Annotated in this window: 16 protein-coding genes; 11 read left to right on the top strand and 5 right to left on the bottom strand. The window is 70.6% G+C overall.

What is annotated here, in order from left to right; translation table 11 throughout:
- Position 1: 1 nt before the first annotated feature.
- From A3Q40_RS03690 to A3Q40_RS03660, 7 genes are all read left to right on the top strand, one after another.
- On the top strand, positions 2-802 hold the full coding sequence (locus A3Q40_RS03690; RefSeq protein ID WP_371831465.1) for an ABC transporter permease: 801 nt from the start codon (positions 2-4) through the stop codon (positions 800-802).
- Entirely contained in the window at positions 799-1,527 is a 729-nt protein-coding gene (locus tag A3Q40_RS03685) for an ABC transporter ATP-binding protein (protein WP_068099841.1), read from the top strand. Before A3Q40_RS03690 ends, A3Q40_RS03685 begins: the two co-directional genes overlap by 4 nt.
- 38 nt (positions 1,528-1,565) lie before the next feature.
- Positions 1,566-1,865, top strand: a complete 300-nt coding sequence (locus tag A3Q40_RS03680; RefSeq protein ID WP_068099840.1) for a GNAT family N-acetyltransferase — start codon at positions 1,566-1,568, stop codon at positions 1,863-1,865.
- 61 nt (positions 1,866-1,926) lie between these two features.
- Entirely contained in the window at positions 1,927-3,264 is a 1,338-nt protein-coding gene (locus A3Q40_RS03675; RefSeq protein ID WP_068099839.1) for a T3SS (YopN, CesT) and YbjN peptide-binding chaperone 1, read from the top strand.
- Positions 3,265-3,301: 37 nt separating this feature from the next.
- Positions 3,302-4,528: an alkaline phosphatase family protein gene (locus A3Q40_RS03670; protein ID WP_069972895.1), complete on the top strand. Its 1,227-nt coding sequence runs from the start codon at positions 3,302-3,304 to the stop codon at positions 4,526-4,528.
- Positions 4,529-4,614: 86 nt separating this feature from the next.
- The gene (locus A3Q40_RS03665; protein ID WP_068099838.1) at positions 4,615-5,811 is read left to right on the top strand and encodes an LLM class flavin-dependent oxidoreductase; all 1,197 of its coding nucleotides are present in this window, start codon (positions 4,615-4,617) and stop codon (positions 5,809-5,811) included.
- Complete coding sequence (locus A3Q40_RS03660) at positions 5,808-7,028, top strand: SfnB family sulfur acquisition oxidoreductase (protein WP_068099837.1); 1,221 nt, start codon at positions 5,808-5,810, stop codon at positions 7,026-7,028. The genes A3Q40_RS03665 and A3Q40_RS03660 overlap by 4 nt, the downstream gene beginning before the upstream one ends.
- Before the next feature lie 21 nt (positions 7,029-7,049).
- On the opposite strand, the gene A3Q40_RS03655 is transcribed toward A3Q40_RS03660, so the two are convergent.
- The 4 genes from A3Q40_RS03655 to A3Q40_RS03645 all read right to left on the bottom strand — a co-directional run bounded on the left by A3Q40_RS03655 (position 7,050) and on the right by A3Q40_RS03645 (position 10,492).
- Positions 7,050-7,820 carry a YqjF family protein gene (locus tag A3Q40_RS03655; RefSeq protein ID WP_235606435.1) on the bottom strand — a complete coding sequence of 257 codons (771 nt, stop codon included), beginning with the start codon at positions 7,818-7,820 and terminating at the stop codon, positions 7,050-7,052.
- The gene (locus tag A3Q40_RS20080) at positions 7,813-7,956 is read right to left on the bottom strand and encodes an MFS transporter small subunit (RefSeq protein ID WP_156511591.1); all 144 of its coding nucleotides are present in this window, start codon (positions 7,954-7,956) and stop codon (positions 7,813-7,815) included. The genes A3Q40_RS03655 and A3Q40_RS20080 overlap by 8 nt, the downstream gene beginning before the upstream one ends.
- The gene (locus A3Q40_RS03650) at positions 7,953-9,302 is read right to left on the bottom strand and encodes an OFA family MFS transporter (protein ID WP_068099836.1); all 1,350 of its coding nucleotides are present in this window, start codon (positions 9,300-9,302) and stop codon (positions 7,953-7,955) included. The genes A3Q40_RS20080 and A3Q40_RS03650 overlap by 4 nt, the downstream gene beginning before the upstream one ends.
- Positions 9,303-9,406: 104 nt before the next feature.
- Complete coding sequence (locus A3Q40_RS03645) at positions 9,407-10,492, bottom strand: hypothetical protein (protein ID WP_068099835.1); 1,086 nt, start codon at positions 10,490-10,492, stop codon at positions 9,407-9,409.
- A 99-nt stretch (positions 10,493-10,591) separates the two neighbouring features.
- On the opposite strand from A3Q40_RS03645, the gene malQ reads away from it, so the two are divergent.
- A complete protein-coding gene (gene malQ, locus A3Q40_RS03640) occupies positions 10,592-12,730 on the top strand; it encodes a 4-alpha-glucanotransferase (RefSeq protein WP_261774857.1) in 2,139 nt (712 codons plus the stop codon).
- A gap of 40 nt (positions 12,731-12,770) precedes the next feature.
- Here the strand turns inward: malQ and A3Q40_RS03635 are convergent, their stop codons facing one another.
- Positions 12,771-13,955: an NAD(P)/FAD-dependent oxidoreductase gene (locus A3Q40_RS03635; RefSeq protein ID WP_235606433.1), complete on the bottom strand. Its 1,185-nt coding sequence runs from the start codon at positions 13,953-13,955 to the stop codon at positions 12,771-12,773.
- A gap of 250 nt (positions 13,956-14,205) precedes the next feature.
- Here A3Q40_RS03635 and A3Q40_RS03630 point away from each other — a divergent pair, with 250 nt between their 5' ends.
- From A3Q40_RS03630 to A3Q40_RS03620, 3 genes are read left to right on the top strand one after another with little or no spacing between them, the layout of a single operon-like run.
- Positions 14,206-15,216 carry an ATP-binding cassette domain-containing protein gene (locus tag A3Q40_RS03630; protein ID WP_068099833.1) on the top strand — a complete coding sequence of 337 codons (1,011 nt, stop codon included), beginning with the start codon at positions 14,206-14,208 and terminating at the stop codon, positions 15,214-15,216.
- A complete protein-coding gene (locus A3Q40_RS03625; protein ID WP_068099832.1) occupies positions 15,213-16,016 on the top strand; it encodes an ABC transporter permease in 804 nt (267 codons plus the stop codon). Before A3Q40_RS03630 ends, A3Q40_RS03625 begins: the two co-directional genes overlap by 4 nt.
- 59 nt (positions 16,017-16,075) lie before the next feature.
- Entirely contained in the window at positions 16,076-17,548 is a 1,473-nt protein-coding gene (locus A3Q40_RS03620) for a DUF2079 domain-containing protein (RefSeq protein ID WP_068099831.1), read from the top strand.
- Positions 17,549-17,570 lie beyond the last annotated feature (22 nt).

The following is a 17,570-nucleotide window of genomic DNA, read 5'->3' as shown; positions in this document are numbered from 1 at the left end:
GGTGAGCAGGCCCACCGGTCCGTCGACGTCGCGACGGACGGTGGGCCTGCACCCGACACGATGGGCGCCGTCGGTGATCCTCGTGGTCGCTCTGATCGCGGTGTGGGAGAGCTACGTTCGCCTCGCCGGCGTCTCGCCGCGGATCCTCCCGGCCCCGAGCCGAGTCGCCGCGCAGGGGTGGGCCGCGCGGGACGTGATCGCGGGTCACGCCGCGTCGACTCTGCAGGTGACCTTGCTGGGTTTCGCACTCGCCCTGGTGGTCTCGTGGATCATCGCAACCGCGGTGGACTTCTCGCCGAAGCTTCGTCGCGCCGTCGTTCCCCTGCTCGTGGTCTCGCAGACGCTGCCGATCGTGGCGCTCGCACCGTTGATGATCATCTGGTTCGGATTCGGCATTCTCCCGAAGCTGCTCGTCGTAGCCCTGGTCACGTTCTTCTCGATGACGGTCGGTCTGATCGAGGGATTCGCCTCGGCCGACCGAGAATCCGACCGTCTGCTGCGCAGCATGGGCGCCTCGCGTCGTCAGCAGTTCCGGTACGTGCGCCTGCCGTCGGCCGTCCCGCGCTTCTTCACGTCGCTGCGCATCGGCATCACGTACGCGGTGGTCGGGGCCGTGTTCTCCGAATACGTCGGTGCCACCAGCGGTCTCGGCATCTACATGAGCCAGCAGAAGAACGCGTTCCGCACCGATCTGGTGCTCGCGGCGGTGGTCGTCACGGCGTTGTGCTCGATCGCGCTGTTCCTGTCGACCTACGTGGTCGAGCGCATCGTCGCGCCCTGGGCCGTTCAGGAGGCATCGTGACCCCGCCCGACCCCGTGGTCGATCTGCGGAACGTCCACAAGGGATTCGACGGCCGCCCCGTCCTGGACGGCATCGATCTCGCAGTCGAGGCGGGCCGCTTCGTCTCGATCCTCGGCCCGAGCGGCTGCGGGAAGTCCACCCTGTTCTCCGTGATCGCCGGACTCGACCGCGCGGACACCGGATCGGTGGACGCCCCGCCCTGCGCCTACATGCCGCAGAAGGACCTGCTGTTTCCCTGGCGGACCGTCCTCGCCAACACCGCGCTGGGCCTCGAGGTGCAGGGCGTGCCCGCCGCACGCGCACGGGAGACCGCGAACGAGCTGTTTCCCGCGTTCGGACTCGACGGGTTCCAGGACGCACGGCCCGCGGCGCTGTCCGGCGGCATGCGACAACGGGCAGCCCTCCTGCGCACGGTGGTCCAGGGGCGCGAGGTGGTCCTGCTCGACGAACCCTTCGGCGCGCTGGATTCGATCACACGGTCGGCCATGCAGGACTGGCTCGAGGACGTCTGGCAGCGATACCGGTGGACGGTGCTCATGATCACCCACGACGTGCGGGAGGCGGTGCACCTCTCGGATCGCGTCGTCGTCCTCTCGCCCCGACCGGCGCGGGTGATCGACGACGTCGCCGTGACCCTTCCCCGCCCCCGCGGGGCGGACCGCGTGACCACCCCCGAGTTCGCCGAGTACGAGCGTCGGCTGCTCGCGTCGTTGCGCACCGTGTGACCGGTCCCCGCAGAGGAGTGGGCGAGTAGATTCTGGTCATGGCCGAACCGGACGAGACCACCCGCGTCGAGCACCACGCCGACCGGCACCGCTTCGAGATCCTCGTCGGCGACGAGGTCGCCGGGTACGCCGAGTACCGTCCCGGCCCCGAGTCGCGGGACTTCGACCACACGGTGACGCTGCCGCAGTTCCGCGGACGGGGGCTGGCGGCGGTGCTGGTGCGCGACGCCCTCGACGACACGCGGGCGGCCGGCCTGAGCGTCGTTCCCAGCTGCAGCTACGTGCGGCACTTCGTGGACACGAACCCCGAGTACCGGGATCTCGTCGCGGGAGCCTGATCGGCCGGCCTGTCACGAGCGATGGAGCGATCGTGTCGGTGGTCACCGCTACGGTCGCGGCATGAACGAGGTGGACACGCTCGACGGCGCGACGCACAGCGCCTGGGCGACCTTCCGCGCCCTGCTCGCCGACGGTGTGGCGGCTCTGGCGACGGGTGACACGCTGCTGGTCACGTGCCCGAGCACGCCGTCGGATCCCACGCCGCCGTGCGTGCAGTTCCACGGCTGGGACGAGTCGGTGGTGCGGTGCGAGGTGCTCTCCGACGACTACCTCGCTCCGCACCGAGCCTGGACGTCGTTCGGCTCCGCGCTTCTGACCGAGCTCGGATTCCACGCGCCTCCTCGCACCGCGGAGGACGCGGGCGCCGCACCCGACGACACAGAGGACGCGTCGATACCGGTCAACTGGTACCTCGACCTGAGCCACCGGTACGCGGACCGCGCGGCCGACGCGTGTGTGCGCGTGCTGCGGGACGTCTGGCAGGTGCCGCACCCCAGTTTCCTCACCGTCGCCGGGCGGGCCGACGCGGAGGTGTGCGGCATCGGTCGCACGGTCGCCGAGTCCGCGCCGGCGTTGGATCCGTTCGTCGCCGTCCGCACCGCAGACGCCGCCGGCCGTCGCGCCCTGGTCGAGGCCACCCTGCGGCACCTGCTCGGCTTTCTTCCGGACGCGGACGAGGACGGCGACTACCCGTTCCGGCTCGGTCCCGCCTGGCTGTACCTGTGCCCCACCGAGGACGCACCGTTCGTGCAGATTCTCGCCCCGGTGGCCGCGGGCATCGCGGACACCGTGCACGCTGCCCAGGTGATCGCCGACGTCAACCGTCGGTGGCCGCACGTCAAACTCGTACTCGACGAGGATCGGGTGGTGGCCACCGTCGACGTGACGGTCGTGCCGTTCGTCCCCCAGCACGTGCTCGACATGCTGGCGGTGATGGAGAAGTTCGTCGCCGAGACGGCGGAGGACGTCGTGACGGCTCTGGGCGCACGGCCCTACCTGGACCGCACAGGCGTGGTCACGCCCGAACCGGAGGGCCGTACGCCCCTGCTGCCGGAGTCGTTGTGCCGGCTCGCGGAGGCCGTGTGGGAGCGCGGTGCGGACGTGAGCGTCGGTGAGGTCCTCGCCCTGTGCGGCGGGGATCGGACGCGGATCGCCGACCTGCTCTCTCTCGCCCGCGGTTGCGAGAACCAGTCCCTGACCCGGACGGTGTGGGACGACGAGCGAGTGGCCGCGTCCGCGGGGCTCGACGCTCGCGTGTGGCGGGTGACGGCCGCGCTCCTGACCGCCGCGCACAGGCGACTCGTCGCCGAGGCGAGGGACGGCTCGCCGACGGTGCAGCTCGACCTGTTCGGTGGCGTCGACCCGACGGGCGGTGTCGGTGACACGCTCTTCGACTGAACCGGTCGGTGCGGGACGCCCGGGTAACGTCGGAGCGATGGTCTCCCCGGTGATGTCGGTGCCCCGCTACGGGGAGAACACGCTGTCCGATCTGTTACCCGCCGTGCTCGGGGCGGTGACGGGAAACGACATCGCCCCGTCACTCGACCTCGCCGGCGTCCGGCGCGTGTGCGTTCTCCTGATCGACGGACTGGGAGCACAGCAGCTCGCCGCGCGGGCGGAGCACGCTCCGATGCTGTCGTCGATGAGCGGCGAGACGTGGACGTCGACCTTCCCGTCCACCACGGCCACCAGCCTCGCCTCGCTCGGTACCGGCCGCCCGCCGGGTCAGCACGGCATCGTCGGCTACCTGACGGCGGTCGAGGGGTACGACCGGCCGATGAACCCGCTGCACTGGCGGTTGCACGGGCAGGCCGGAGGCCGGTCGGGGAAGGACGGGCAGGCCGGAGGCCGGTCGGGGAAGGACGGGCAGGCCGGAGGCCGGTCGGGGAAGGTCTCGTCGGATTTGTTGTCCACCCTCGTGCCGGAGGAGTTCCAACCGCACCCGACGGTGTTCGAGCGGGCGTCGGCGGCGGGGATCGCGGTGACCCGGGTGGCACCGTCCTATCAACGGGAGTCGGGACTGACCCGCGCGGTGCTGCGCGGCGGCGACTTCGCGGCGTCGGTGTCGGCGGGTGATCTGGTGGCGCGCACGCTGAGCGCGCTGAACCGGGGTGACCGCTCGGTGGTGTACTCGTACTGGTCGGAGCTGGACCTCACGGGCCATGTCCGCGGCCCGTCGTCGGATGCCTGGAGTCACGAACTCCGACAGGTCGATTCGATGGTCGAGGCCGTCGTGTCGCGGCTGCCGCCGGACGCCGCGCTGGTGGTCACGGCGGACCACGGGATGGTGGACGTGGAGGAGCGTGTCGACGTCGACACCACCCCGGCGCTGTCGCTGGACGTCACGATGATCGCGGGTGAACCGCGGGCGCGGCACGTCTTCGCTCGCCCGGGTGCGGCCGCCGACGTGGCGCAGCGGTGGCGCGAGACGCTCGGTACGGACTACCTGGTGGTCGACCGTGACGAGGCGATCGGCCGCGAGTGGTTCGGGCCGGTCCGGCCGGCCGTCGCGCGGACGATCGGGGACGTGCTGGCACTGGCGCGCGGATCCGGCGCCGTGGTGCGGTCGGGGGCCGAGCCGAATCAGTCCGCGCTGCTGGGCCATCACGGGTCGCTGACCGACGCGGAGACCCGGGTGCCATTGCTGATCGCGCGGTCGTAGCGCCGGGTTCGTGGTTCGCGCCGGGGTTCGAATCGCGGCGAGCACAACCGTGGGCTCGGCGCGCCTGCACTCCTAGCGTCGGACGAGTGACTGTCGACAGCGCGACTCCTCCGCCCTCCCTGGCCCTGCACTGGTTCCTGCCCACGTACGGCGACAGCCGATCCATCGTGGGCGGCGGTCACGGCAGCCGGGCGGGCGCGGCCAGTGGTGACCGGCGGGCGACCATCGGCTACCTGTCCTCGATCGGCCGGGCCGCCGAGGAATTCGGCTTCACCGGCGCCCTGACACCCGCGGGGGCGTGGTGCGAGGACGCGTGGCTCACCACCGCGATGGTGGCCCGCGAGACGGAGAAGTTGGCCTTTCTGATCGCCTTCCGCCCGGGCCTGATCAGTCCGACGCTCGCGGCACAGATGGCGGCGACCTTCTCCCGGCACGCGCCCGGCCGACTCCTGCTCAACGTGGTGACCGGCGGCGAGGCGCACGAACAACGGCAGTACGGCGACCACCTGAGCAAGGACGAGCGATACGCCCGCACCGACGAGTTCCTCACCGTCGTGCGGGGACTGTGGCGGGGTGAATCGGTCACCCACCAGGGCACCCACATCCAGGTGGAGGACGCGTCGCTCCCCTTCCTGCCGGATCCGATCCCGCCCCTGTACTTCGGCGGCTCGTCCCCGGCGGCCGGTCCCGTGGCCGCCGACCACACCGACGTGTACTTGACCTGGGGCGAGCCCCCGGCGGCGGTGGCGGCCAAGATCGCCTGGATCCGCGATCTCGCCCGCGAGCGCGAGCGGACCGTGCGCTTCGGAATCCGTCTGCACGTCATCACCCGCGACACCGCGGAGGACGCTTGGGCGCAGGCGGGCGCCCTGGTGGACGCCCTCGGCGAGGACACCGTCGCCACTGCGCAGGCGAACCTGGCTCGCAGCGAGTCGGTGGGTCAGCGCTCGATGCTCGCGCTGCACGAGGAGAGTCGACGCGACGGGTCGTGGAAGGATCCGCGGGCTCTCGAGATCGCCCCCAACCTCTGGTCCGGCGTCGGGCTGGTGCGCGGCGGTGCCGGCACGGCGCTCGTCGGCAGCCACACGGAGGTGGCCGACCGGATCGCCGAGTACGCGGCCCTCGGTATCGACGAATTCGTGTTCTCCGGCTACCCCCACCTCGAGGAGCTGTACTGGTTCGGCGAGGGCGTCCTGCCGATCCTGCGACGTCGTGGGTTGTTCACGGCGGGTGCACAGCAGACCGGGGCCGCGCACACTCCGTTCCTCCCGGCCTCGCGATGACGCCACCCCTGCTCGACGACGCCGGCGCGCTGGCCGCGGCCGAGGCGGTGCGGGCGGTCCTTGCGACGGGCGCCGCGGCCCGCGACCGTGACCGCGTCCTCCCGCGCGCCGAGCTCGACGCGGTGTCGGACTCGGGCCTGTTGGGCATCACGGTGCCCGCCCGGTTCGGCGGTCGCCCGGTGTCCACCCGGACGGTGGCACGGGTGTTCGCGACGCTGGCCCGTGGGGACGCGAGCGTCGCGCAGATTCCGCAGAGCCATCTGACGTTCCTCGACGCACTGCGCCGGACGGGCACCGACCTGCAGCAGAAGCGGTGGTTCGGCGAAGCTCTGGCCGGGCGTCGCTTCGCGAACGCGCAGAGCGAGCGCGGCACACCGACGGTGGGAATCGACCACACCTCGTTCGCGCCGCAGCCCGACGGCTCCTTACGGGCCACCGGGACCAAGTACTACTGCACCGGAGCCCTGCTGGCGCACTGGCTGGTGGTGCGCGGCGTCGTCGGCGACCATCGTGCGCCGGACGCGCAGAGCCGCAAGGTGCTGGCGTACCTGCCCGTCGACACTCCCGGCATCGACATCTCGGACGACTGGGACGGTCTCGGGCAACGGACGACGGCATCGGGCACCGTGACGCTGACCGATGTCGTCGTTCCTGCCGACGCGGTGATTCCGTACTCTGCGATCTTCGACGACGCCACCACCTACGGCGCCCGAGCCCAGCTCGTCCACGCCGCGATCGACGTCGGCCTCGCTCGGGCCGCGATGGACGCGGCGCGAGGCGCGGTGGCGTCCGCGCGTCCCCCGGTGGACGCGGCCGTGGCGTCGGCGGACCGAGATCCGTTGCTGCTCCAGCAGTTCGGCGACCTCGAGATCACGGTACGGTCCGCGGAGGCCCTGCTCGTCGAGGCGGGTGAGGCGATCGATCGCGCCGAGGACGCCCGTGCCGACGACCCCGGCAGCATCGACCCCGATGCGGCCGCGGCCGCCTCGATCGCCGTGGCCGCGGTCAAGGTGGTGGCCACCCGGGCAGCACTGGAAACGAGCTCCGCACTGTTCGACGCGGGCGGAACCCGCAGTGCCGCAGCGTCGTCGGGCACGGACCGCCTGTGGCGGGACGCCCGGACGCACACCCTCCACGATCCGTCGCGGTGGAAGGTTCAGCACGTCGGGCGCTACGCCCTCACCGGCGCCCACCCACCGCGGCACGGCCTCGTCTGAGCTGGAGTGACGCGACCCGCGTCAGGCCGGCGTCACCCGGAACGGGCGCCCGAACTGAGTCCGTACACCGGGCGACCACAGCACCGAGTCCGGCGGCCGGTTCGCGACGCCCGGCAGGCCCGCCGCCGCCACCAGGTCGTCGCGCAGTCGCACCACCTCCGCGTCGTACAGCGGCCAGCGCCGGTGCGTGTTCGGCACGTAGATCGGTCGGCCCGCGACGGCCGTGTGCATGCCCCATCGGGCGGTGAGGAACACCGCGAGCGGATCGTCGCTCCGGTCACGGGAACCGCGCCGGACGGCGAAGTCGGTGGCGGCGCCGCGATGCGGCGGCGCGAGGCGACTGCTCGCGTAGCCGAACACCACGCCGTCGTCGGCGATCCCGATGCGCGAGAAGCGATACGGCACGCCGGCGAGGTTGGTTCCCAGGACGACGGCGAGCCGCGTCGCCTCCAACGACCGGAACACCACGCCGCGGCGACCGTCGCCGTCCCGGCTGTAGAGGCGGACGTTGATCTCGCCGAACGTGCCCAGGTACGGCACCGGGAGACCGTAGCCCGGTCCGGCCCCCACCATGTGAAAGCCGATCAGACCGACCCAGGTGGACCCGTCGAACTCGTCGGGCACCACACCGGCGGGGAGCAGCGGTGCCACGCGGTCGGTGTCGACGCGCCAGTGCAGGAACAGCAGTCGTTCCCAGCGTTGGTCGAGCAGGACCGGTCGCGGCAGGAGCGGGGGTCGCGGCCACAGACGCGGCCCCCGATCCGGTCGCGGCCGGCCCGCCCCGTCATCCACCGAACAGGTTCTTCGCCTTCAGGATCAGCTCGTAGAGACCCCAGGCGAAGGGCACGCCGACCCACAGCCAGGACACCACGACGACGGGAACGGACACGGCCGAGGACGGCGCGCTCGAGCGTTCTTCGGTGGTCACGTGCGGACACCTTCCTCGCGGGTGGGAGCAGCTTCCGAGTACTTCGGATCCACGGGCTTGATCAGTTCGTTGGCGACGAACCCGATGGACAGCAACACGATCATTGTGACGAAGGCCGGTACGTAGCGGCCGGTGGTGCCCGCCTCGCCCAGGTCGGCGATGGCGTTGACGATGAGCGGTCCGAGCACCCCGGCGACGGACCAGGCGGTGAGCAGGCGGCCGTGGATGGCGCCGACCTGGTAGGTCCCGAACAGGTCGCGCAGGTACGCGGGCACCGTCGCGAAGCCGGCGCCGTAGAACGAGAGGATGACCATGGCGCTGACGAGGAAGAGCACCTTGTTGCTGTTGGTGAACAGCGAGATGTACAGGTAGAGCAGCGCTCCCACCCCCAGGTACATCCGGTAGATGTTCTTCCGGCCCACCAGATCGGACACCGAGGACCACACGAAGCGGCCGAGCATGTTGGTCAGGGAGAGGAACGCCACGAAGCCGGCCGCGGCCGCCGCGACGGATTCGGGGGCGGCCGGATCCGGGAAGAAGTCGGTGTAGATGCCGGCGGCGCGCTCGAGGATGCCGATGCCCGCGGTCACGTTGAAGCACAGCACGATCCACAGGAGCCAGAACTGCGGCGTCTTCACCGCGTTCGCCGCGGACACGCGCTGGGTGTGCTCGCCCTCCTTCGGCTCGGGCGGGGTCCACCCGGCGGGCCGCCAGTCGTCGGCGGGCACGCGGATGAGGATCACGCCGAGTGCCATGAAGACCGCGTAGCCGATGCCGAGGGTGAGGAAGGTGGTCGCGATCGACGACGTCGTGTTGCCGCCGTAGGCGGACAGCAGCTTCGTCGTCAACGGGGACGCCACCAGAGCGCCGCCGCCGAAGCCCATGATGGCGATGCCGGTGGCCATTCCGGGCCGGTCCGGGAACCATTTGATGAGCGTCGACACCGGGGAGATGTAGCCGATTCCGAGGCCGATGCCGCCGATCACGCCGTATCCGAGGACGACGAGCCAGAACTGTCCGATCGACATGCCGAGAGCCGACACCAGAAGACCGGAGCAGAAGAAGAGCAGCGACATGCTCATGGCCCAGCGTGGACCGTGGACCTCCACCTTGGTGCCGAGGACGGCCGCCGACAGGCCCAGCATGACGATGGCGAGCTGGAAGGGCAGCGCGGTGGCGGTGCCGCTCAATCCCAGTGCGGTGTCGGACGATATGGCGGCCTTGAAGACACTCCAGGCGTAGGCCTGACCGATCGCCAGATGGATGGCGAGCGCGGCCGGCGGGACGAGCCATCGACTCCACCCCGGTGGGGCGACGATGCGTGCGCGTTCGAGTACAGCGGGCATGGGCGGTGGGGTCCTCTCCGATCGTCGGCTCGTGGATCGGAGCCGACCGCTCTATCCGATCATTCGGAAGGGGGGCTCGGGTGGGATTCCGCCCGATCGGGTTCTCACCATTGATCGCGCGAGATCTGATCGGACACGGAATGGGTGTTGTCCGCCGAGATCTCGCGGTCGCCCGAGCGACCCAGGAGGTCCTCGATGCGGCGGTCCAATCCCGCCGTCTGCGCGAGGACGTCCAGCGAGCGGTGCTCGACCTCGGCGACGGCGATCTCGTCCACCACGCGGGACAGGGCAGCGACGCGGTCGATCACCTGGTCCCAGACCGGGATGAGATCGCCGCGGCGACGGAGGATCTCGCGACGGCCCTCGTCGTCGATCGCGTCGCCCTGCGCCTCGAACGCGGCGGTCAGGTCCGCGTCGAGGGTCGCCAGCGCCACCACGTCGACCGCGATGCCGACCAATTCGAGGCCGGGATCGAGCTGAGCCCGCGCCACCGCGAAGAGGTCGGTGTGCCAGATGCGCGCACCCAGAATGCGGTCGTGGTACGTGCCGGCGAGGAAACCGATGGTCTCGTACCGGTCCGTGAAGCGGTCGACGTCGGTTCCCGCCACGGATCGAGCGAGTGCGGCACCGCGCTCGTGCACCGGCTCGAGCCGGTCGGCCGCCAGGCCACCGATGATTTCCCGTGCCCGACCCAGCGGACCGGGGCCGGCCCCCAGTGGAGCGGGCGTGTGGCACAGCGCCTCGAACAGCGCGGTGCGTTGGTCGACGTCCAGGTGCAGACCGTCGCGTCGGTCCCGTCGGATCGCCCGCACGCCCGTCGCGTAGTGGGCCGAGCTCATGACGAATCGCGTCCGCAGACCGCCGAGACGCCGAGACAACAGCGCCTTTCGCTGCGTCAGCGCCACCCGCGTCGGACCCGCGCGGCCATGAGACAGCCGCTCCTCGATCCAGTCGAGCTCCCGCACCAGCGGACGCAGCGCCGCGAAGCCCCCGATGGCCGGGAAGCGGCGACCGGCGCGCAACCGCGCGAGCGCGACGGACCGGACGGTGTCGTCCACCCGACCCAGCGCGTAGAGCAGCGCCGCACGATCGGAGAGCGGCTCGTGGACCGCGTCGATGCGGGCCGACTCCGCGATGCGGCGGACCGTGTCCGCGCGTCGAGCGCGATCGTCGGTGGGATCACCGGGCATGCGTCACACCTCGCTGGAAGCCGAACCGGGTTCGTCGGACCTCTCCATCGTTCCAGACCGTGGACGCATCACCGGTCCACCGCGGCCCTCGGTCCCGGGATGACGCCCCGACCGCGCACCGCCTCTACGATCGATCGGGTGACCGACATCGATCGCCTCCGCACGCTCGCCGACCTCCACGGCGTCGCGACGTCGTACGAAGGATGGGACAAGACCCGTCGCGACGTCGCCGAATCCACCCTGCGCGCGGTGCTCGGCGCGCTCGACGTCGACGCGAGCGACGAAGACGCGGCCGACGCCGCCATCGCCGCGCACGAGCAGGCCCCGTGGCGGCGCACCCTGCCACCGTCCGTCGTCACCGTGGCGGGCACGGACCGCGACGTGCCGGTGCACGTTCCCCACGGGCGGTCGGTGACGCTGTCGATCGAGACCGAGAGCGGCGAGCGCCGCGAGACGCAGCAACGTGACGTGTGGGTCGACCCCCGCGAGATCGACGGCGCGCTCGTCGGTCGCGCGACCTTCGCCCTGCCCACCGACCTCGAGCCCGGGTGGCACACCCTGATCGCCGACGTGGACGGTGACGAGCCGTCGACGTGCACCCTGGTGGTGACCCCGCCCGTGCTGTCCACCACCGCGGCACTGGCCGACCGGCAACGCTGGGGCGTCCTGGCGCAGCTGTACTCCGTCCGGTCCCCGCGGTCCTGGGGCGTCGGCGATTTCGCGGATCTGGCCGACATGGCGTCGATCCTCGGCGAGGACCACGGCGCGGACTACGTGTTGGTCAACCCGTTGCACGCGGCCGCGCCGCGCCCGCCGATCGAGGCCTCGCCCTATCTCCCCACCACCCGTCGGTTCGTCAACCCGCTCTACATCCGGGTCGAGAACATCCGGGAGACGGCCATGCTGCCGCGGGACAAGTACGCGCGCATTCGCGACGCCGCCCGTCGCCTGCACCGTGCGAACACTCGCACCGATTCGATCGACCGGGACAAGTCCTTCCGCGCGAAACTGCGTGCCCTGGAGGCCGTGTTCCTGGTGCCGCGCAGCCCCGCCCGCGAAGCGGCGTTCGCCGAGTTCCGTCGCGAGGAGGGCGAGGGGCTCTACAACTTCGCCACCTGGTGCGCGTTGACCGAGAAGTTGTCGCCGTCCGACGAGCGGTGGCGGACCAAGGCCGCCGGGCCGCGCACCCCGTGGGTCGAGCGGCAGCAGGTGAAACTGGCGCACCGCATCGACTTCCACTGCTGGCTGCAGTGGATCTGCGACGAGCAGCTGGCCGACGCGCAGGAGTCCGCACACCGCGCCGGCATGGACATCGGCGTCGTGCACGACCTCGCCGTCGGCGTCGCGCAGGGCGGTGCCGACGCGTGGTCGCTGGGATCGGCTCTGGCCGAGGGCGTGACGGTCGGCGCCCCGCCCGACGACTTCAATCAGCAGGGCCAGCAATGGAATCAGCCGCCGTGGCGGCCGGATCGGTTGGCCGAGTTGGGGTACGCGCCGTACCGCGACATGCTGCGCACCGTGCTCAAGCACGCGGGTGGTCTCCGGGTCGACCACATTCTCGGCCTGTTCCGCCTCTGGTGGATTCCGACCGACGCGGCGACGCCGGCCGAGGGCACGTACGTCACCTACGACCACGAGGCCCTGATCGGGATTCTCGTCCTCGAGGCGGACCGCGCGGGCGCCGTGGTGGTCGGCGAGGATCTCGGCGTGTTCGAGCCGGTGGTGCAGGAGTACCTGGCGTCGAGAGGCGTTCTGGGAACGTCCATCCTGTGGTTCGAACGGGACGACGACGGTCCGATCGATCCCGCCGAGTATCGCGAACTCTGCCTCACCTCGGTCACCACCCACGACCTCCCGCCCACCGCCGGGTATCTCGCGGGCGAGCACATCGACCTGCGTGCGCGATTGGGCCTGCTCGAGCGTGACGTCGAGTCCGAGCGGGAGCAGGACGAGGCGCAGCGAGAGTCGGTGCTGGACCTGGCACGTCGGCACGGGTTGCTGTCCGACGACGCCTCGACGGCCGAGACCGTCGCCGCGCTGCACCACCTGATCCAACGCAGTCCGTCACGGCTGCTCGGGGTGGCCCTGGTGGACATGGTCGGCGAGCACCGCATCCAGAATCAGCCGGGGACCGACGAGACTCAGTACGAGAACTGGCGAATCCCGTTGGCGGACAGCGCCGGTCGTGCGGTCTCGGTGGAGGACCTGCGCCGGGCGCCGTCGCTGATCGAGGACTGAGCTCGGCCCGGGTGCGGCGCCCCGCCGCACCCGGCCGAGGTCACAGTGCGCCGACGAGGTCCTCGCGGGAGCGCGGCGCGTCCGACTTCAACATCTCCTTGGCCTCGTCGAGGCCCTCCCAGACGTTCCACATGAGCACCCCGCGCAGCACGGAGTTCTCGTCGAGGTAGTACACGACGCCCTCCTTGCCCGGCGTCTTCCAGTCCTCGACGGTCGTCAGCTCGGTGCTCATCGTCCCGACGGCCTGATAGCCGTTGTCGTAGACGTCCGAGTAGAAGTACGGCGTGTAGGTGTAGGGATCGGTGGAGCCGGCCATGATGCGGCCCGCGGTCGTTCCCATCTCGTTGGCGTTGTCGACGTGCTCGATGCGACGACGCCCGAGGATCGCGTCCGGATAGTTCGCGACGTCGCCGGCGGCGTAGACGTCGGGATCCGCGGTCCGGAGGTACTCGTCGACCACGATGCCGTTGTCGACGTCGAGTCCGGCCTGCTCGGCCAGGTCGACGTTGGGCTTCACGCCGAGACCGAAGACGACGGCGTCCGCGTCCAGCGTCGTTCCGTCGTCGAGCGTCAAGGTGACCGACGAGCCCGACTGCTCACCGGTGGACACCTTCACGCCCGTGCGGATCGTCACGTCGTGATCGACGAAACTCTGGTGGAACTCGCGCGCGAGGGTCTCGGGGAACATGTGCCCGCCGACGACGTCGTCACTGGTGACGAGCGTGACCGTCACGCCGTTCAGCGACAGGGCGGCGGCGATCTCGGTGCCGATGTACCCCCCGCCGACGACGGCGACGTGCGTGCCCTCCGACGCGAGAGCCCGCAGGCGTCGGTAGTCGGCGAACGTCCGGAAGTACACGACGCGTTCCGACGGCGGCAGGTCGAGTTGCGTCGGTGCGGCGCCGGTCGCGAGCAGCAGCGACCGGTAGGTGTGGGTGTCGCCCGCGTCGGTGGTGATCGTATGGGCCTCCCGGTCCAGTCCGGTGACGGTGGTGCCCGTGACCACGGTGGCGCCGGTCTCCTCGGTGCCCAGGGGCACCTTGTCCGTGGTGAACTCCTCGTCGGTCCACAGCTTCTTGCTCAGCGCGGGACGGGTGTAGGGGGCGTCGACGTCGTTGCCGACGACGAGGATGGACCCCGTCGGGTCCTGTTCGCGAATTCCCTTCGCGGCATTGTCGGCGACCATGCCGCCCCCGACGATGATGTAGTCGTACTCGGACACCACGAACCCCGTTCTGTCGTCTACCTGCGAACGCCGAGTCGGAGGCGAGAGCACCGCACCCGGCCGTGACGGTCGAATAACCGCAGCCGTTCCCTCCTCAAACCACCGACGGACCCCCCGGGGGGCCGGCCCGGGGTCCGCGTGGGGCGAATCGTGTCGGTGGCTCGTGGTGCGATGAGTTCCGCGGTCGACCGGAGTCAGTCGTAGGTAGGTCGGCGCGAACCAGGCGAGAACCGGGCGAGAAGGGGAGAACATGGGCAGACGGGGAGACTCCGGACCGGCCATCGTGGCCACCGGGCTGGTCAAACACTACGGGGACGTTCACGCGCTCGACGGCCTGGACCTCGAGGTCCAGGAGGGGACGGTGATGGCGCTGCTCGGCCCCAACGGCGCGGGCAAGACCACCACCATTCGTGTTCTCACCACCCTGTTGACGGCGGATGCCGGCACGGCCACCGTGGCCGGGTTGGACGTGGTGAGGGACGCGGCCGAGCTGCGATCCCGCATCGGCGTGTCCGGGCAGTACTCGGCGGTGGACGAGTACCTCACCGGCTTCGAGAACCTCGACATGGTGGGGCGGCTCTACCATCTCGGAGCCAAGCGCAGCGCCGCCCGCGCGCGCGAATTGCTCGAGAGGTTCGACCTCGTGGAGGCGGGCGATCGCCCGGTCAAGGGGTATTCCGGTGGCATGCGCCGTCGACTCGACCTGGCCGGCGCCCTGGTCGCGGATCCGCCCGTGCTGTTCCTCGACGAGCCCACCACCGGACTCGATCCGCGCGCACGCATCGAGCTGTGGTCCGTCATCGACGAGTTGGTGGCGGCGGGCACGACTCTGCTCCTCACCACGCAGTACCTCGAGGAAGCGGATCGTCTCGCCGACCGGATCGCGGTCATCGACCACGGCGTGGTGATCGAGCGGGGAACGGCGGACGACCTCAAGTCCCGCGTGGGCGGCGCTCGCATCGATCTCACTCTCGGCTCGGACGACGATCTACGCACCGCCGCCGAGGTCCTCGGCCGGACCGCCGGGGACCTGTCCACCGACCCCTCGTCCCGGCGAATCACCATGCCGGCGTCCGACGGTGCGATCACGCTGTCGGACGCGCTGCTGGCGTTGCGCGAACGTGACGTGATTCCCACCGACGCCTCGTTGGCCAAGCCGAGCCTGGACGACGTGTTCCTCACCCTGACCGGCCGCGCCACGGCCGACGACACCGCCGATTCCGACGCCGCGGCGTCCGCCTCGACAGGATCCGTCCGATGACCGCTCCCCTGCTCGCCCTGTCCGACGGCGTCACCATCGCCCGGCGCAACCTCATCAAGCTCAAGCGGGTTCCGGACCTGATCGTCTTCACCCTGCTCTCGCCGATCATGTTCGTGCTGGTCTTCGCGTACATCTTCGGATCGGCGATCGACGTCCCCGGCACCTCCTACCGCGAATTCCTCATCGCGGGCATCTTCGCGCAGACCGTGATCTTCGGCTCGACGTGGACCGGGCTCGGGCTCGCCGAGGACATGCAGAAGGGCATCATCGACCGCTTCCGGACACTGCCCATGGCCCCGTCGGCCGTGCTGGTCGGCCGCACCAGCAGCGACATCCTCATCAACGTGATCTCGCTGGTGGTCATGTCGCTGACGGGCTTGCTCGTCGGATGGCGCATCCGGTCCTCGTTCCTCGAGGCGCTCGCGGGGTTCGCACTCCTGTTGCTCTTCGCCTACGCCCTGTCCTGGGTGATGGCCGTGATCGGACTGTGGATCCGGACGCCGGAGGTGTTCAACAACGCGACCTTCATCGTCATCTTCCCGCTGACGTTCATCGCCAACACCTTCGTGCAGAGCTCGGACCTGCCCGGTCCCCTGCGTGTGGCGGCCGAGTGGAACCCCATCTCGGCCATCACCCAGGCCTGTCGCGATCTGTTCGGCAACACCAGCCCGTTGGCACCGGTCCCGGACGTGTGGCCGCTGCAGCATCCGGTCCTGGCCACCCTCGGATGGTCGGCCCTGATCCTCGCGATCTTCGTGCCGCTCGCCATTCATCGCTACAAGAAGGCCGTCAGCCGCTGACCCGGCGACGGGGTCGTTCACAGCCGCGTCTCACGATCGTCGTGTAGACACTGAATGCTGTGACGGCCCTCGAGAACGCTTCGACCACCGCGGCCGCACCGGCGCCCCGAGCCGGTGCGGCCTCTCGGATGCGGCTGTGGCGATCCGCCGCGGCGCGGTGGCGTCGCCCCGACGTCGCACTGCCGGCGGTCGCCTTCCTGCTCCTCGCTCCGCTCTACGCCGCACTCTCGGTGACCGGCCATTACCAGGGCCGGACGTCCGGGTTCGATCTCGGGATCTTCGTGCAGCAGATCTCGTCCTACGCGGCCGGGCGGGCTCCCACATCGGACCTGCTCGGCACCGGGTGGAACACCCTCGGGGACCACTTCTCCCCGATCACGGTGCTGCTCGCCCCGCTCTACGCGCTGGCGCCCGCACCCGAGACGCTCCTGGTGGCGCAGGCCGTGCTGTTCGCCGTCGGCGTCGTCCCCCTCACCCGGTGGGCGTACCGCGACCTCGGTGTCGTCCCCGCGCTGGTGGTCGCCGTCGGGTACGGGCTGTCGTGGGGACTGCAGTCGGCGCTGAACTTCGACTTCCACGAGATCGCCTTCGCCGTACCGCTGCTGGCTTTCGCGATGTCGGCACTGGGGCAGGGACGGTGGCGTGCCGCCGCGGCGTGGACGCTCCCACTGGTCTGGGTCAAGGAGGACATGGGCCTGACGGTGGTCGTCGTCGGCGCCCTGATCGCGCTGTGGACCACCGGGCGCACCCGCCTTCTGGGGGTGGCCACTGCGGCGTGGGGTGCCGTGTGGACCGTGCTCGCGGTGACGGTCATCGTGCCCGCGCTCAGTCCGGACGACGCCTACGGCCAGGGATCGAAGCTGCCGCCGCTCACCGAAGGCATCGCGGAGACCACCCACGGCCTGGTGAGCGGCGATTCCCGGGCGGCGACGATCCTGCTGCTGCTGGCGATCACCGGTTTCGCCGCCCTGCGCTCACCGCTGACGCTCGTGGCCGTCCCCACGGTGGCGTGGCGGTTCCTCAGCGACAACACGAACTTCTGGAAGCCGATCTTCCACTACAACGCCGTCCTCATGCCGATCCTGTTCGCCGCGCTGATCGACGCCCTCGTGCGCGGGCGGACGCGAGGTGAGCTCTCGCCGCGGGCGGAACGCATCGTGCTCGCTGTGGTCGCCGCCGTCGCCCTGATCGCGCTGCCGTTCCAACCCTTGGCTCGGCTCGCCTCCGCCGACGGATGGCGCGTCGATCCACGCATCGAGACGGTGCGCGAGGTGAGCGCGGACATCCCCCGCGACGCCCGGGTGTCCGCGTCGAACGATCTGGTGCCCCACCTCGTCGCCACGCACCCCACAACGGTCTTCCCGCAGCGTCCGTCGGACTCGACCACTCCCGACTGGATCCTGGTCGACCAGGCGAATCCGCCGGGCTGGCCCCAGAACGCCGAGGGCGACCGCCGGGCGGTGAGCGCCGCGCTGGACGACGGGTACCGCGTGGTCGACGACGTGAACGGCATCCTCGTTCTCCGGCGCTGACGGGCCGGCAGGTGGAGCGGAC

Source organism: Rhodococcus sp. PBTS 1, from assembly GCF_001620025.1.
Classification (GTDB): Bacteria; Actinomycetota; Actinomycetes; order Mycobacteriales; family Mycobacteriaceae; genus Rhodococcoides; species Rhodococcoides kroppenstedtii.
This window is presented reverse-complemented; position numbering and strand designations above follow the sequence as displayed.

Excerpts from the sequence above, each read along its gene's own strand:
- A3Q40_RS03660 (WP_068099837.1), top strand. The coding sequence starts at position 5,808 with ATGACGCCACCCCTGCTCGACGACGCCGGCGCGCTGGCCGCGGCCGAG.
- A3Q40_RS03645 (WP_068099835.1), bottom strand. The coding sequence starts at position 10,492 with ATGCCCGGTGATCCCACCGACGATCGCGCTCGACGCGCGGACACGGTC.
- A3Q40_RS03670 (WP_069972895.1), top strand. The coding sequence starts at position 3,302 with ATGGTCTCCCCGGTGATGTCGGTGCCCCGCTACGGGGAGAACACGCTG.
- A3Q40_RS03625 (WP_068099832.1), top strand. The coding sequence starts at position 15,213 with ATGACCGCTCCCCTGCTCGCCCTGTCCGACGGCGTCACCATCGCCCGG.
- A3Q40_RS03680 (WP_068099840.1), top strand. The coding sequence starts at position 1,566 with ATGGCCGAACCGGACGAGACCACCCGCGTCGAGCACCACGCCGACCGG.
- A3Q40_RS03630 (WP_068099833.1), top strand. The coding sequence starts at position 14,206 with ATGGGCAGACGGGGAGACTCCGGACCGGCCATCGTGGCCACCGGGCTG.
- A3Q40_RS03675 (WP_068099839.1), top strand. The coding sequence starts at position 1,927 with ATGAACGAGGTGGACACGCTCGACGGCGCGACGCACAGCGCCTGGGCG.
- malQ (WP_261774857.1), top strand. The coding sequence starts at position 10,592 with ATGACGCCCCGACCGCGCACCGCCTCTACGATCGATCGGGTGACCGAC.
- A3Q40_RS03650 (WP_068099836.1), bottom strand. The coding sequence starts at position 9,302 with ATGCCCGCTGTACTCGAACGCGCACGCATCGTCGCCCCACCGGGGTGG.